Below are 15958 nucleotides of genomic sequence, written 5' to 3'. Positions count from 1 at the left end.
CTCACAACCCCAGGCCCTTCTTCCGTGCCAGCACGCCGTCCACCCAACGACTTTCCTCGCTCGACTTCGGATAAAGCGCCAGCAGGGCATTCGCCAGCATCCAGAACCGTGCGTCGCGGCCGGCACCGTCATCTACCAAAAGCCGCTTCAATGCCTCGCCACGACCAGTAGCGAAAAGGATCATGGCCTGGTGCACGCGGTCGAGGGTGGTAGCCCCCGGCTTCAAGATCGCCTTGTCGCGCCAAGCCGTTTCCGCATCCGCTTCGTCCAGAAGTTCTGCGAACAAGTCCTGCTGCTCGGCCTTCTTGCGCCCTCGCTTGACCGGCTCTTCCGAGGTCTTCCCAAACAGGTATTGGGTACGCTCCGAGACCGCCAGAAGCCGCGCGTTGCCTTTGCTGATCTCGACCACCGAATCGAGGTCTTCCAGGTGGATACCGAGACCCTTGGCAATGTTGTTGACCGCGTCGAATTCCAGGCCGTATCCCTTGGCTTTCCCGGCTTTGCTCTCGGATTCATCGTCCTCATCGTCAACCTCGACCGCAACGTCGCCCGCCTCCGTGCGCAGTGTCCACAGCCACATGGCGGTCAGACGCGCGTCAGGCTCGAAACCGGTGGCATCGGCGCCTTCGAAGATGGTTGCCAGGGCTTCACGGGAGATCGTGGCCCAAACGTGCTCAAGATATTCCCGAAGGAATACCTGATCGCCATTGGCTTTCTCGACACGGGAATAGCGGGAATAAATCTCCAGGGCAGGCCCAAGGCAGGCGAAGATCGCGTCGGCTCCAACCACGCCCTCGTGAATCAAACGCTGCATCCAGCTCCGAATCCTGCGGGGGAGCTCGGCCAGCACATCGCGCCAGTCACCCACCTCGTCGGCACGCAAGGAGCCATCGGGGTTTTCGCGGGGGCGCACCACGATGTGCACGCTGGAGCCCAGCGCCGCCGACTTGTTGGCGCGCATCCGTGCGGCGCGCTCGGTGTCGATGGGCCAGGATGCCGTGACCACAAAACCGGCATCGATGATGGAGGCGAGAAGCGTTTCCCAGGCCGCCGTCCCCTTGTGGGCGAAGACGATGCAGCCGATGCCCTCCGGTTTGAGCACCCGGCGCGCTTCCCGGAAGGCCTGGGTCATGCGCTCCTGATAGCGTTCCGGCGACTGCTCGCCGCGACCGTCCTCGACCGCATAGGGGTTGACCACGATCTGCTCGGCCTTGGGGGTCAGGTCTTCCGCCAGCAGATCGGGCTGCGCATGGCCCACGAAACGCTTGAGCCAAATGTAGCAAAGGTCGGAAAGGTCCGCATAGGGCACCACGTCGTAGTACGGCGGGTCGGAGAAAAACATCTCCGCCGCGTCGTCCGGCAACGGGTAATTGGCCGCGTCCGCGCGCATGACGGTGGTGGTCGTGTTGTTGAGGGCAATGGTGGATGCCAGCGCTTCTTCTGACTTCTTGAAGGAGAAGTCCAATCCCCCAGCATATGTACCAACTAGGGGGTTTGCCTCAGCCCAATCCCAACGCATGGCAATGGCGTTACCGGCGATGAAACAAGAGATCATGCCTTCGGATAGCCATGTGCTCATGGTTGTGAGGTAGTGCACAGAGTTACTGACGGCCAACGCCAGGGCGGTCACGGTGTCGCGAACCAGCGCCCGGTCTTCTCCTGCTGCGGTCAGGCGCTGTTCGTAATCCCGCAGGATCTCACCGATGCTGTGCAGCGCCAGCTTCTGGCGCGGTGAGAACAAGTCGCCCCAGGTTTTGATGCCGTACTGGCCCGCTGTAAATGCACGTGGATCGTGAAACGGATATTTCTCTTTAGGATCGGCCTCTGGATTTCTGCGAGCAATCTGCTCCCACGTGTCGACCGCTCGATCAAATGCCGCCAAGTCTTCCGGCGTCGGCTCCGCATACTCCTTGCCCTGGCGTGTGCCGATGGCCATCGCCACGCCGTAAAGCCGATGGCCCATCCGGCCTTCCTTGCCTTGCGCCTTGACCCGTTCCTTGTTGGTGGTGAAGCCGCATACCGGACAGATGGCATGCCCGCCGCCGGCCGTCTTCTTGAGCCCGGCGGGAATGGATTTTCCGGAGCGCACCGCAATCCGCACCTCCTTGGTCCTGGGGTCTCCTGTGACCTCGATCCACGCCTTGCGGCTGCCCTTGGCGATGGTGGTCTGGGAGATCAACGGAACGGTCGCGCCACAGCCCGGCCCTTCGCAGGTGACCGTGCGCGCCCATAACCAGGCGATGACATGCTTGCCGTTGCGTTTGGGATAGTAGGGTGCGAGCCGCTTTTCGGCTTCCGCCCTGATGAACTCGGCGCCCTCGTTGAACTTCTCGATGAGCTTGTGGCCCTGGCGTGGGACCGCCTCCAGCAGGGTGCGCAGACACAGCAGCGCCACCGGGTTCAGGTCCGAGGCCACACTCTCGCAGCCCAGCCTAGCCGCCTCCCCCGGAATGGCGCCGTAGCCGGAGAACGGGTCGAACACGTGGGGGACGTACGGATGCGCTGTCTTGATGAGCTTGCGGGCAGCGGTGCGCCAGTAGGGATCGCTGCCCGCCTCCCAGCGGGCAAACTCGCCGGTGAAGCGCAGCAATGCCTCCTCAACCTTTTGGCGGGACCCATCGGCCGGTTTGAAGCCGATTTCGGCCAGGGTCGAAGCGGCGGCTCTGACGAAATCCTCCGGGCAATGCTCATCGGTCGGCGCCGGAATCAGCGAGGCCAACGCCACGGACCGGCAGGCGCCCCAAGGGCGGCGCGCCCACCAGATGTGAAGCTGCCACGGATGGCCGGAACGCATGTTCTTCTCGGCACGGGCATGATCAGAGATGCGTCGGATGGGGAGGTCGACTTCAATCAACCGCTTGTAATCGTTTTTCATGGTACTGCCGCCTTAATCTGTTCGACCAATGCCTGCCGGTCGGTTTCTGTTATTCCTTCGAGATACGCGCAGGCCGCCAGCGGCAGGATTTCCGCGCGCTTTCGCGCGAGCTGCTGTTCCAGCACATCAAACCAGCGGTGATGATCCTTGCCTTGGTTCGCGATATCCACGGCGTCCCAATCCACCCCATGCTGAGCAGCAAAGGTTTCCTTGAACTTCGTTGACTTGAAGATTTCCTTCTCCGGTGGCTCAGTACCGAACAGCTTGTACATCTTGAGTTTCTTGGCGTCGCCGAAGTCGCCGTCCCGCACCGCGCAGACCGGAAGTTTCTGGTCCTGGAAAACCTCCATCATCTGGCGAATGCGATCCTTGTCGCCAGCAACGATCACCCGTGCCGTCTTGAGAAAGTCCGGATCGTGCTTGCGCAGGAGTTCGATGACGATCGCCTCGGCCACGTCGTCCTCCACCAGGACATAAATCGCCGGGATCGCAAAGTTGTCCATCAGGCTCACGGCCTGGCGCACACCAACGCTCGGAATCGGCACAACCGTGGCGCCTTCCCGCTTGAGGTAGATGCGGGATTTCTGCGGTAACGCCAGAAGGAGGTATTCGCTGTGGGTCGTCAGGAATATCTGCAGGCCACGCCGCTTGGCGACTTCCACCAGATAGCGCCCAAGCTCATATTGGGCGCTGGGGTGCAGCGCCGTCTCCGGTTCCTCGATGAGGAACAGGCTCTTTTCCGGCGCCGCTTCAATGCGCATGACGAGGGCGTAGAGACGCGCCTCTCCAGAGCCCATGTTGGCCTCGGAATACTCAGCGCCGGTTCCGCGCTTTGCTGTAAGGAGATGGGTATTCGTGCGCCCATATCGTTTCCTCAGCGTGTTCTGATGCGCAGCGTCGTACTTGCACAGGAGGATGGTCGAAACCCGCTCGACAACCTTGTCTTCGAGCGCTTGCTTTTCCCTGAGGCGGAATTGTGCGTCGCCAAACAGCTTCTTGAAGCTCTCGTCGCGTTCGGCATGGGGCAGATGAAAGCCAAGTCCCAGATACAGGACTGCGCGCTCAGGCTGGCGGTCATAACCGGACCACGAAGAGCCTGACCGGGAAACGGTCAGCGTCCGAGGTTGGATTGAACCGCTGCTTGTGGGCGGCTGTTCGTAGGTAATCTCGACTGATGCATCATCGGCGAAAGGTTTGCTGTCCAGGGTCCCCGCCAGGATGAAGGAAGAGATGTAATGCCGCTTTTTCCCGTTTGGCGCCTGGTATGCGGCGGCGGCGAGCTGTAACAGCGTCGACTTGCCCGTCCCATTGACCCCGCAAAAGGCCGTGACCGGGCTTTCGATCTCGATCTTGGTATCGACGTGATTGCGAAATCCCTTGGCGTGCAGGCCGAGAATGAGGTCACCGTAGGTCTGGTGGCGTTTCGCCGGCTGAAAGCTTGCCTGTAATTCGTTCTTGGGATCGGCCACGCTTTACTCCTGACCCGGTTCATAGTTGGCACGATCCTCTCGTAGCTCGACAGGATGCTTGATGGAATCGGCCTTCAGCCGGTAATGCTCCACCTTGACGATCGGCTGCCAGTCGAGCGTTGCCGGATTGCGCAGGATGTTGACCGTCGGATTCGGCGTCGCGCAGTGGAAAACGACATACAGCCAGTAGTCGTTGGCGAGGCGTTGGGCAGTCTTGTACTCGTTGGAAGTCAAAGCGATCTCGCCCGTGTGCGCCCGTCCCTTGACCTCGATGAAACGGACGTCGATGGCGGTCTTGGGGTCCTCGGGGTGCGGTCGGCGCGAAATGAGGTCGAAGCCGCGGTTGTCGGCTTCCACGCTCTCCACCACGCGGCCTTCCGCTTCCTCGTGGGCGATCACAGCCTGGACGGCGATGCGCTCGATTTCGGGGTCGGACACCATCGGGGCGACGCCCGGTGCGGCGCGCTCCGGATGGGGTAGCACCCAGGTCCGGCCGATGTGCTGGATGTCGCCGATCGAGCATTGCCGTTCCTGCTCCAGTTCGCGGCGGCGGCTTTGCAGGCGATGGTCAAGCTCCAGGAGCTTGTCTTCCGAGATCTTGATGCGGCCTTCCAGCCCGGGTTCGGTGGAGCCGCTTTCCTTTTGGGAAATGAGAACTGCCAGCAGCAGGTTCTCCCGGTTGATGATGGTGTTGAGCGAGAGCTCGATATGGCGGGAGATAGTGGCCACTTCGCGCTCACGCTCGCGGCGTGATTCTTCCAGCAGGGGCTGAAGCGCCTGTTCCAGCAGGACGACTTCGACCTGGTTTCGATCCGGCAGGGTCGCATCGTCCGGGACTTCCGGAGGGGTCTCCGCAGCAGTGAGATCGAGGAAGATCGTGGGCTGCTTGATGGCCGTCTTCCCGTCCATGCCGGTTTGCACCACGAACAGCCGACGGCTTAAGACATTGCCCCGGCCGTCGCGAATGGATGCGCTGAAGACATCCAAGCGGTAGGGCGCCTGGCTGTGCAGGTCGAAGAACACTGCGCCGCGCTTGAGGTGCTCCTGTACCTGTCCCAGGACGTCTTCGCGCACCACCTCGAAGAGCGGATGGCCCGGCGTCACCCATTCCAGGCTGGCATCCTGCTTGAGCAGTTCCTTGTCGAATACGATGTTGCCGTACTCGCGCCCGAGTTTGCCGAAGCGGGGTTCCAGGCGTTCGCCGGTGGGCCACAGGTTGCGCGGAACCCGACCCAGCCGGTAGGCATGGGTTCCCGCCTTCACAGGTTTGGGTGAGACGCCGGTAAGCGGGCCGGCGCTGAGGAAGAAATCCTCGATGACCTCGGGCACCAGCCGCCGCTCCTTGGCCTCGGCGGACTTGCCCACGATGGCGGACAGGTTCAGCTCTTTCTTGGCCAGCCCTTCTAACGTGGATTGAGTGATGCCTTCGAAACGTCTGAGATCGACCTGTTCGACGATGCGCTGCTTGATCAGCTCCTCTGTCATCTGGTTGTGGGAGTACATGTCGCGCAGCATCTTTTCGAGCTGGTTGGCCGGGAACACGTCACCGAGGACGTTGAAGATCTTGCCGGTGCGCTTGGGATCCAGATCGTCCTGGATCGCCTCGATGCGCTCGAAGAGCTTGTGCAGCACGCGCCCCTCGCGGGTGTTGGTCGAGACGAAGTTGAAGATTAGGCAGTCCTTCTCCTGGCCGTAACGGTGGATACGGCCCATGCGCTGCTCCAGGCGCACCGGGTTCCAGGGGATGTCGTAGTTGATCATCAACCAGCAGAACTGCAGGTTGATACCCTCGCCGGCGGCCTCGGTGGCAACCAGCACCTGGGCTGATTCCCGGAATTCGCGTTCGGCGAAGATACGCGTGCCGGGGGTGTCGCGGTCGCCGATCTTCATGCCGCCGTGAATCTGCGTGAGGCTGAGGCCCCATTCGCGCAGTTTGCCGAGAGGGCGGGCCTCGCGTCCGTCGCCGGCAAGGAAATCCAGTGTGTCCTTGTGCTCGGAGAACACCAGAAGCTTCATCTTGGGGTCCGCGAAGACACCCTGCTTGGTTAGGAGATCTTTCAGGGCGGTGAGCTTGGTCTCGACCTCCCGCCCCTCCAACTCCCGGGCGTGGTTGATCAGTTTGGTCAGCTCGGCGATCTCTTCGCGCAGCGCTGCCGGATCGACGCTGGCGACGACGTCCTCGAGCTGGGAGATGATTTCCTGCTGTTCTTCGTCGGTCAGGTCCTCGAAGTCTTCCGGCAGCCGCTTGTTCATCTGCTCCCGGCGGTAGCCCTCGGGGTCCTTGAGGATGCGTTCGCGCTTGTCGCGCATCCGTTCCAGGCTGCGCCGCACGGCGTAGAGGCTAGAGGCGAAGCGGCGCTGGAGCATGGCCATGGTGAAGGCGAGCGCCCGGCCGCGGGCCGAGTCGTCCGCCGCGGCCTTGATGGATTGGTCTTCGACGTAGCGGGTCAGGCGGTCATAGAAATCCAGTTCCTCGTCCGAGATCTGGAATTCCGAGGTCGTGACGTTGCGGCGGGTGAACAGCGCCTTGACGTGCCCGGTTTCCGGCTCGGGGAACGTAACCAGGGCCTCCTTGACGCGGCGCAGATAGAACGGCGCCTCGTGCCGCGCCATCGCTTCCTCCAGGCTCCTGATGTCGCCATAGACGTCGCGGTCGAGCAGTTCGAGAAACAGGCAGAAGTTCTCCGGGTCGCCCTTGTGGGGCGTTGCCGTCATGAGCAGGTAGTGGTCAGTCATGTTCGAGAGCGCCTCGCCGAGCTGGTAGGCAAGGGTCTTCTTCTCACTGCTGTAGGCGCTCATCTTGTGCGCCTCGTCGACGATCACCAGATCCCAGCGGCTGCGCAGCAAGGAATCCTTGGCATCCTCGATGCGGGAAACCCAGGACACCGAGGTAACCACCTGGTCCTTCTCCTGCCAGGGATTCATGCCGTAGTTGGCGCGCAGGACGTCGCTGCGGATGACCTCGAAGTTCTCGCGGAACTTGTCCTTCAGCTCGCGCTGCCACTGGAACGTGAGATTGGCCGGCGTGATGATGAGCACGCGCTTGACCAGGCCGCGAATCTTGAGCTCCTTGATGAGGAGGCCGGCCATGATCGTCTTGCCAGCGCCCGGGTCGTCGGCCAGGAGGAACCGGATACGTGGCAACCTCATGAAGTAGTCGTAGACTGCTTCCAATTGGTGGGGCAGCGGGTCCACGCGTGCGATGGACAGCGAGAAGTACGGGTCGTACTCGTAAGCGAGCCCCAGGCGCATCGCTTCGATGCCGAGGCGGAATTTGCGGGCATCGCCGTCGAAGGGCTCGTGGGCCGGGGAGGCCGTGAGGAGGGCGAGCTGCTCCGCAGTCAGAATCGGTTCATAGACCGAATTGGAGCGGGTTCCCTTCCCGACCAGCTTGACCGAGGCGCCCATCGGAATCGCGACGATGACCTGGACCGGCTCCGGAAACAGAGGCCCGTGCACGGTGATGTTCGGTTTGAGTTCTTCGGCGTGCATTATTCGTTGCCCCGGCGATCGTCCCCGGACGTGTCGTCGTTCGTCTGTCGCTTGATCCACTGGTCGATTTCCTGGCGCGAAAAGCGCCATGTCCCTCCGACCTTGAAGGCGGGAATCTTCTTCGCCGCCGCCAAGCGATAGACCGTGCGTTTGCCCACCTTGAGGTAGGCCGCCACTTCGTCGAGGGTGAATATCTCTCCGGTGTCGTCTTTCATCGCTTCCTCACCCGGCACCAGGATCGGGGCCGGCAACGGTGGTAATCTTGGCAAGGATACGGCAAACTTGTCTATATTTGAACCAGTATGCCGCAGGAGGGGGGATGATCGATAGCCAGGGCGGTCGCCAGGAGAACCAGGGCACTATGCCGGAAGCGGTGGCCGAACACTCGGCGTGGCATCGGCTGGAAGACCAGCTCCAGTGGTACGACACCAAGAGTACGCAATGCCAGAAGTGGTACAAGCGGCTGAAGCTGGTGCAGATCAGCCTGGCGGTGCTGATCCCTGTGCTGAGTCATCTTGATCCCATGTATGCCAAGTGGGTCACCTCAGTTGCCGGCGCGCTGATTGCAGTTCTGGAGGGGGTCCAGCACATGAACCAGTATTCGACCCTCTGGGTTACTTATCGCGCCACTGCCGAACGCCTGAAGCACGAGAAATTCCTGTTCCTTTCCGCGGCAGGACCCTATAAGGGGCAGCCTGAGCCCGAGCGGCTGATCGCTCTCGCCGAGCGCGTCGAGGAGCACGTTTCGACCGAGCACGCGAACTGGTTCAACGAAACCCGGCGCGTTGTATCGGCACAAAAGCAGGAGGCGAAGTGACGATGATCACCCGGCTGGAGGAGATCACCCTGGGCGGGAATCGGCTGGCGATGCCCGTATTCTTCCCTTCTGTATCCACCGTCAAGACCGCGCTGGCACCGTCTGAATACCTGGCGGCGCTGCACTCGCTGCGTGACATGAACCAGCAGTTCCTGGTATCCGCCTTTGACCTGGGTCGCTCGCATAACGGTGATGGCCTTGAGTACTGGCTGACGGCTACCCAAGACACCGGCGCTACTGTGTTGATGGATTCCGGCAACTACGAAAGCTATTGGAAGGACGAGCAGGTAAGTTGGCGCCAAGCGGATTTCCACGAAGTGCTGAGGCGCTTTCCCTGCACGTTCGCCTTTGGCTTCGATGAGCAGAATCCGCCTGCTGATGCGGATGCCCACGTCGGGTTGGTAGTTGAACGCTGGCGACAGGATCAGATCGCCGCCGGAGACCGTGTGATTGTGCCCATCGTGCATGGAACCCCGGAAAGTTTGCCGGAGCTGTGTGCACGTGTCGCGCAGGAGACCCAAGTACCGATGATCGCCGTTGCCGAACGACGTTTGGGTAGCGGCGTATTCGAGCGCACCCGGTCGGTGATGGCACTGCGTAAGGCACTCGATGACAACGGGCGCTACGTCGGTCTTCATCTCCTCGGCACGGGCAATCCTATCTCGATCGCGCTCTATGCAGGGGCCGGTGCCGACAGTTTTGACGGTCTGGAATGGTGCCAGACGGTGGTCGATCACGATACAGGGCTCTTGTTCCACCTCTCCCAGTCGGATTTTTTTCGGCGGCAGACGGCGTGGGGCGACGGCGATGTCTCGTTTCATGCCCGCACGTTGGCTCACAACCTGACGTTCTACGCAGACTGGATGCAGCGCCTGCGCCAGGCGATCCACCAGGGCGATGGCCTCAATTTCTGCCGCTTCAATTTTCCGCCATACGTTTTCAGCCAATGTGCCGAGGCGTTTGGCTGGGAGGCTGCAGCATGAACATGACAGCCGTTGACCGAACAATCCGGGTGCTCTGCGCCGAGGTCCGGAGAAACGACCGGGGTATTCGAGATTGGAACCTTCGCACGGAAGAGGAATTGCTGCACGAAGCCTGCGTCTGCATGTTCAGCAGCCAGATGGTGTTCGAGGTCGCCGAGGCCGCCGCCGAGCAGATCAGGGACCGTGGATTGCTCCGGGTCTCACGATACAAAGGAAGCGGCGCCGAGTATGAACAATGCTTGCGGGCGGCCTTGTCCGAACCTCTCGCGATAGAACGGGACGGCAAAGTTCAGCACGTCCGCCCCCGATTCCGGAACCGGTTGGCCTCGCTGTTGGCAACCACCCTGACCACAATGCGGGACCAAGGTCAGTCCCTGCGAAAGATTCTGTTTTCGGCCGGATCGGCGCGCGAAGCCAGAGAGATCTTGGTGAAGCAGGTCTGGGGTTTCGGCCCGAAGCAAGCAAGTCTTTTCCTACGCCGCGTCGGGTACTCCGCCCAACTCGCGGTACTGGACACCCACATCCTCGACTACCTGCGCCTAGCGCGGGGGATTGATCCCAAGCCGAGTGCCTTATCACGGTTGCCGAGCTACGAACAGATTGAGGCGGAGTTTCAGCGTGTGGCAGCCGACTTCGGTCATTCGGTCGGCTGCGTCGATCTGGCCATGTGGGTCACGATGCGGGTCGCCAAGCGGGAGGCAATCTGGTGAGCCTTGTCAATCTGGTTTCCGGCGGGCTGGATTCAACATTGATTGGTGTAATGGCTCGCGAAGAAGGCGTGGAGGTGTATCCGCTGTTTATCGACTATGGCCAGCGGGCTGCGCGAAAGGAGTGGGACACCTGCCAGCGGGTTCACGCGCAGCTGCGACTGCCTACGCCAACCCGAATGGATGTGTCGGGATTTGGCCGAGTGATTCATTCCGGACTGACTTCCACGAGCCTGGACGTTAACGAGGATGCCTTCACGCCGGGGCGCAACCTGATGTTCTTGCTGATGGGCAGTGTCTATGCATATCAGGTGGGCGCGCCTACCGTGTCCATCGGCCTGCTTGCTGAACGCTTCAGTTTGTTTCCAGACCAGCGATCGGAATTCCTCGCACAGGCGGAACGCGCCATCGAGGCAGCACTTGGCCGTCGAATCAGGGTCGTGACACCTCTTGCTGAGTTCAGCAAGGCTGATGTCATCAAACTGGCGCAGGAGAAGGGGATCTCCGGAACGTATTCGTGCCACGTGGGCGGAGGCGAGCCCTGCGGGCACTGTATTTCATGTCTTGAAATCGGTCTCAGAAAGGGGGTTGAAAAATGGGCGGTGGTGGCGGCGGAAGCATTCCAAGTTCTGATCTGAAGAAACTCGAAGAAAAGGCGAAGCAAACGCTCACGACACCGGCCGATACCGGCTGTCACGTATTCATCAGCTTCGCTTTCGAGGACGAAGATGCGGTGAATCTACTCCGCGGACAGGCCAAGAACGAGAAGAGCGAACTGGAGTTTGACGACTTTTCGTTGAAGCAGGCCGTCAACAGCGAGAATGAGGACTACATCAAGCAGAGAATCCGCGAGCGCATCAATCGAGCATCGGTGACAGCGGTCTACCTGACCTCTGACAGCGCCAAAAGCAAGTGGGTCGAATGGGAAATCACCGAGAGTCTCAAGCGTGGCAAGGGCGTGATCGGCATTTACAAAGGCGACGCCCCACCAGCTCAACTCCCTGCGGCATTCGAGACGTATGGCTTAAAGACGGTGAAGTGGTCGCACCAGGAACTGATGAACGCCATTGCTGAGGCGAGAAAGAACCGGTGATACTGAGCCGTTCCGCCTCAAGAAACGTCGTCACTTGCTGATATATACCGACAAAACGCAACACAACAACAGGCGTCACTCTGCGCCCACGCGGGCGCCGCAGCACTTGGTCGATGTCGCCAGACACGACGCCTCGTAGGCTTCGATGTCGATCTGGCGGTACCTGCCTGCCGACAGGCAGGGAGGACCCGGCCGCAGAGCTTGATGTGCGCCATCCGTGGCGCACCCCCTGCGGGCAGCCTCCGGCTGTCCAATTTCGCTCCCGGCGAAATTGTCAGGAACTTGGGACCGATCCCCTCGCTGCGCCAGCGCGGAAGCCGGGCCTCGCTGACACCCCTGCCTGCCGGCAGGCAGGCCAGCGGGTGGCCAGTTGCTTCTGGTTGAGATGAACGACTTCCATTTTGGTCTCCTTCCGAACGAGTTGGCAGGCGTCCATGAAGGCGCTGTTCCGCCCACGAGCCAAGGTTGAGGTTGACGGCTGCCACGCGGACAGCGCCGCCCCATCTCGTTTCGAATATTTCGACTTTTCGTTTATTTCGGTTATGCTGCCTCCCATGACGCTGTTTGAAGCTCCCAGGAGGCTGCCATGACCACACTCTCGCCCACCCATTCGTTGCCAACGGCCGAAGAAGTTGCTATCGCCCGTGAGAGCGGCCGGGCGCTATCCGCCTTCCTGCAGACCCGCGCGGAAACCCAGCAAATCGAGATCTTCGACGACAAGGGCGCGCCTCATCCGGTCCGCGTCCCGGTGTCGGCGCTGCGGCTGCTCGTGGATGTCCTGACCGAGATCGGCGAGGGCAACGCGGTCAGCATCATTCCGATCCATGCCGAGCTGACGACGCAGGAGGCGGCGGACGTGCTCAATGTCTCGCGGCCGTTCCTGGTGCAGTTGCTGGAGCGCGGCGAGATCCCGTTCCACAAGATCGGCACCCACCGCCGCGTCCGTTACCAGGACGTGATTGCCCACAAGGAGCGGATCGACGCCGGACGCCACAAGGCCCTCGACGCCCTGGCCGAGCAGGCCCAGGCGCTCAAGATGGGGTATGAATGAAAAGGGTTTTTGCCAGAGCCCGGCGCGAATCGCGCCACATCCACTGGCGCGATTCCGTTTTACGCGCCATAATTGCGCCACGAAACGGCTAAATCGCGCCACGCACCCCATGCCCACTCCAGAAGAGCTGCTGAAAAGCATTCAATCTGCCCCCGAGGGCCTCTCCATCGCCACCATCCTGGCGCGACATCCGGGACTTGCCCGCCGGACGGCCCAGCGTTGGCTCAATGAGTTGATGGCTGAGGGCCGGATCAAGGCCTTGGGCGTGGGGCGGGCACGTCGCTACACCGTCGCGGCTATAGCCCTTGCGCCCACATCCGGCGCTGAGGATATCTTCCCCCGGCGCATCCCGCTTTCCGCCGACAGCCGCGACATTCTCGCCTATGTCGACCAGCCGCTCACGGCCCGCAAGCCGGTGGGTTACCAGCGCGATTTTCTGGATGCCTACCAGCCCAACCGCACTTGGTATCTTCCGGATCCATTGCGGCGACAGCTGCGCAAGATGGGGGATACCGGCCAATCGATGCTACCGGCCGGTACCTACGGCCGCGCTGTCCTGAACCGTCTTCTGATCGATCTGTCCTGGGCATCCAGCCACCTTGAAGGCAACACCTACACCCGGCTCGATACCCGGGAGTTGATCGAGCACGGCCGGGCCGCGCAGGGCAAGGCCGCCATCGAGACGCAGATGATCCTGAATCACAAGGCGGCCATCGAGTTTCTGGTCGAAAACGCCGACACGGCCGGATTCAACCGGTTCACGCTGCTCAACCTGCACAGTGCGCTGTCGGAAAACCTTCTGCCCAATCCCGCCGATGAGGGCCGCCTGCGCCGGCATGGGGTGGAGATCGGCAAGAGTGTCTATCGCCCGCTGGCCGTGCCCGCCCAGATCGAGGAGATGCTGGACCTCCTGCTGGACAAGGCGCATCGCATCGAGGACCCGTTCGAGCAGTCCTTTTTCGTGATGGTCCACTTGCCTTACTTGCAGCCCTTTGCCGACGTCAACAAACGGACCTCGCGGCTGGCGGCGAACCTGCCGCTGATCCGCGCCAATCTATGCCCGCTGACCTTTCTCGACGTGCCTGAGCAGGCGTACAGCCGGGCTGTGCTCGGTGTGTACGAAATGACCCGGGTGGAGTTGTTGCGCGACCTGTATGTCTGGGCCTATGACCGCTCGACCCAGGAGTATCTCGCCATCAAGCAGGATCTGGCCGAGCCCGACCCACTGCGGCTGGCATGGCGCGAGGTCATCAAGCAGTCGGTCCGCGAAGTCGTCCGGCAGCCCGAGCGCGAGCCGCTCGACGTCATCGATGAATGCCTGTCGGGGCACGACCTCGGCGCCGACAGGGACGATGTCGAAGCCTTGGTGATCGATGAACTGCGGCGGTTGCACGAGGGTGTGCTGGCACGCTACGGGTTGCGTCCCTCCGAGTTTGCACAATGGCAGTCAAGCCAGCGGCAGGTGTGAATCCGTCCCTGCGTTTGCCGTTCTATCAGACCTATCCAAACCTGTTCAGACGTATCTAAACTGGTTCAGCGCTGATTTCCTGCTTCGTCGAGGCCGGTTTCACTCCGGTCTTGCGACCCGAGTCAGAGCCTTCCTCTCCACAGGCTGACACGGCGGAACTCGCCGCGTATGCGGCAAGGTTTCTTGCCGCATTCAAGTCCCGGTCGTGGGTGGTTCCACAATCCGGGCAAATCCATTGCCGTATGGATAACGGCATGTTGTCCTGCACCGAACCGCAGACCGAACAGTTTTTGCTGCTCGGAAACCAGCGGTCGGCGATCACCACCAGCCCGCCCCGACGTTCAGCCTTGTACTCCAGTTGCCGTCTGAACTCGAAAAAGCTCATGTCGGCAATGGAGCGGGCCAGATGGCGGTTCGCCATCATGCCTCGCACGCTCAAGTCCTCGATGCCGACGGTGTGGAACCGGCTCGTGAGATCGGACGTGAGCTTGTGCAAGGCATCGGCCCGGATGTTGGCGATGCGGGCGTGAAGCCGCGCCAGCCTCGCCTTGCCTTCTGGCGGTTGTTGGAGCCTTTCTGCTTGCGGGACAGGCTGCGGGAGAGCCTGCGCAAGCGGTTCAGCAGCGCCTTGTGGGGCTTGGGGCCGGGGATGGGCGGTTCTCCCGTCGAGAGCGTTGCCAATGCGGACACACCAAGATCCACACCCACAACGCCTTGGCTTTCGGCTTTGCGTTTCGGCGGATCTTCGGTGTCCACGGCGATGCTGACAAACCAGCGGTCGGCCACACGGGAGACCGTGGCCGACAGAATCTTGCCGTTGAAGCGCAACGACTTATGGCTACGCACCCAGCCCAGGTTGGGGATGCGGATGCGGGAGCCTTCGACTGTGAATTGGTCGTTGGTGAGAGTGAAGCGATCGTGAACGCCTTTCTTGCGAAACTTCGGATATTTGGCGCGACCGGCAAAGAAATTCTTGAACGCCTCGCCCAACTGAATAATCGCCATTTGCGGAGCATTCTTGGTGACGTCCAGCATCCACGGGAACTGCTCACGCTTGATGGCGTTCAACTGACGGCGCAGCGCGGCCTGCGAGGGCTTGGGCAGTGTATTGTCCGCCTTCCACGCATCGTACTGGCGCTGCCATTCGGCCAGCGCCCAGTTGTAGGCGAATCGCGCCGTGCCCGCCGCTCGGGCGAAGTAGGTCGCCTGCGCGTTGTTCGGATCGAGCGCGATCTTGTGGGCAATGATCATGCCTGCGCATCCTCCACGGCCTTTTTCACGCTATTCAGCAGCTTCTGGTTCTTGCGCGAGCGGCTGCCGTAGAGCCTCGCGCTGAACACCGTGATGATTTCCAGCACATCCTTCGCCAAATCCTCCTCGAAGGTCGTGTCTTCACCCTGGTTGAGACTCACCACTTCGACATTTTTCGCCTCGCAGATGGCGAACACCAGTTCCGCGTCGAAGCGCACCAGCCGGTCCTTGTGGGTGATGACCAGACGCCCGATCTCGCCGTCGATGATGGCATCGAGCAAGCGTTTCAAGCCTTTCTTGTGGTAATTCATCCCTGAGCCAAGGTCGGCGATGACTTCGAATGTCCAGCCCTGGCGGGCGCAGTACAGTTCCAGCACCTGTTTCTGCCGCTCCAGGTCGTCCTTCTGGTCGTGGCTGGAGACGCGGGCGTAGGCGATGGTGCGGCGCTGAGCGTCCGCTTCAGAGCGGAACATCTCCGGGCGCAGCTTCGACATGTCGTAACGGCGATGGCCGCCCGCCGTATGTTCGGCGACCAGCTTGCCCGCCGCTTCCCAGCGGCGCAGGGTCGTGATCGACACGCCCAGCGCCGAAGCGGCTTCACCTATGCTTACGAATCTCTCCACATTGGAGCGTATTGCACAGCTTTAATAAGATTTCCATGAAACTGTTTAAACCCCCGAAACAGCCCCCGTTCTGGGGGGGGAAAGCGATCTGCCTGACGCGGGTTCGATTCACTCAGGCCATCCCTGGCC

Annotated in this window: 12 protein-coding genes and 1 pseudogene; 7 read left to right on the top strand and 6 right to left on the bottom strand. The window is 61.4% G+C overall.

Going from position 1 to position 15958, the window contains the following annotated elements; genetic code table 11:
• Position 1 precedes the first annotated feature (1 nt).
• From JOD69_RS15370 to JOD69_RS15355, 4 genes are read right to left on the bottom strand one after another with little or no spacing between them, the layout of a single operon-like run.
• Positions 2-2875: a DUF1156 domain-containing protein gene (locus tag JOD69_RS15370; protein ID WP_210024046.1), complete on the bottom strand. Its 2874-nt coding sequence runs from the start codon at positions 2873-2875 to the stop codon at positions 2-4.
• Positions 2872-4344, bottom strand: coding sequence for an AAA family ATPase (locus JOD69_RS15365; RefSeq protein WP_210024045.1), 1473 nt, complete (start codon positions 4342-4344; stop codon positions 2872-2874). The genes JOD69_RS15370 and JOD69_RS15365 overlap by 4 nt, the downstream gene beginning before the upstream one ends.
• Positions 4345-4347: 3 nt before the next feature.
• Positions 4348-7836 (bottom strand): DUF3883 domain-containing protein, encoded by a 3489-nt coding sequence (locus JOD69_RS15360; RefSeq protein WP_210024044.1) that lies wholly within the window; start codon positions 7834-7836, stop codon positions 4348-4350.
• A complete protein-coding gene (locus JOD69_RS15355; protein ID WP_156881515.1) occupies positions 7836-8051 on the bottom strand; it encodes a helix-turn-helix domain-containing protein in 216 nt (71 codons plus the stop codon). The genes JOD69_RS15360 and JOD69_RS15355 overlap by 1 nt, the downstream gene beginning before the upstream one ends.
• A 104-nt stretch (positions 8052-8155) precedes the next feature.
• On the opposite strand from JOD69_RS15355, the gene JOD69_RS15350 reads away from it, so the two are divergent.
• From JOD69_RS15350 to JOD69_RS15320, 7 genes are all read left to right on the top strand, one after another.
• On the top strand, positions 8156-8653 hold the full coding sequence (locus JOD69_RS15350; protein ID WP_210024043.1) for a DUF4231 domain-containing protein: 498 nt from the start codon (positions 8156-8158) through the stop codon (positions 8651-8653).
• A 2-nt stretch (positions 8654-8655) separates the two neighbouring features.
• Complete coding sequence (locus JOD69_RS15345) at positions 8656-9636, top strand: hypothetical protein (RefSeq protein ID WP_210024042.1); 981 nt, start codon at positions 8656-8658, stop codon at positions 9634-9636.
• Positions 9633-10346: a hypothetical protein gene (locus JOD69_RS15340; protein WP_156881493.1), complete on the top strand. Its 714-nt coding sequence runs from the start codon at positions 9633-9635 to the stop codon at positions 10344-10346. Before JOD69_RS15345 ends, JOD69_RS15340 begins: the two co-directional genes overlap by 4 nt.
• Positions 10343-10981: a 7-cyano-7-deazaguanine synthase gene (locus JOD69_RS15335; RefSeq protein ID WP_210024041.1), complete on the top strand. Its 639-nt coding sequence runs from the start codon at positions 10343-10345 to the stop codon at positions 10979-10981. The genes JOD69_RS15340 and JOD69_RS15335 overlap by 4 nt, the downstream gene beginning before the upstream one ends.
• Positions 10939-11436, top strand: a complete 498-nt coding sequence (locus JOD69_RS15330; protein ID WP_156881492.1) for a TIR domain-containing protein — start codon at positions 10939-10941, stop codon at positions 11434-11436. Before JOD69_RS15335 ends, JOD69_RS15330 begins: the two co-directional genes overlap by 43 nt.
• 586 nt (positions 11437-12022) lie before the next feature.
• Positions 12023-12487, top strand: a complete 465-nt coding sequence (locus JOD69_RS15325) for a helix-turn-helix domain-containing protein (RefSeq protein WP_026608639.1) — start codon at positions 12023-12025, stop codon at positions 12485-12487.
• Positions 12488-12596: 109 nt separating this feature from the next.
• Entirely contained in the window at positions 12597-13955 is a 1359-nt protein-coding gene (locus JOD69_RS15320) for a Fic family protein (RefSeq protein ID WP_210024040.1), read from the top strand.
• A 229-nt stretch (positions 13956-14184) separates the two neighbouring features.
• On the opposite strand, the pseudogene JOD69_RS15310 reads toward JOD69_RS15320, so the two are convergent.
• Positions 14185-15206: pseudogene (locus JOD69_RS15310) on the bottom strand (transposase); the annotation flags it as partial.
• Positions 15203-15829 (bottom strand): IS607 family transposase, encoded by a 627-nt coding sequence (locus JOD69_RS15305; RefSeq protein ID WP_210024037.1) that lies wholly within the window; start codon positions 15827-15829, stop codon positions 15203-15205. The pseudogene JOD69_RS15310 and the gene JOD69_RS15305, both read right to left, overlap by 4 nt.
• Positions 15830-15958 lie beyond the last annotated feature (129 nt).

Source organism: Methylocaldum sp. RMAD-M (assembly GCF_017832375.1).
In the GTDB taxonomy this organism is placed as follows: Bacteria; Pseudomonadota; Gammaproteobacteria; order Methylococcales; family Methylococcaceae; genus Methylocaldum.
This window is presented reverse-complemented; position numbering and strand designations above follow the sequence as displayed.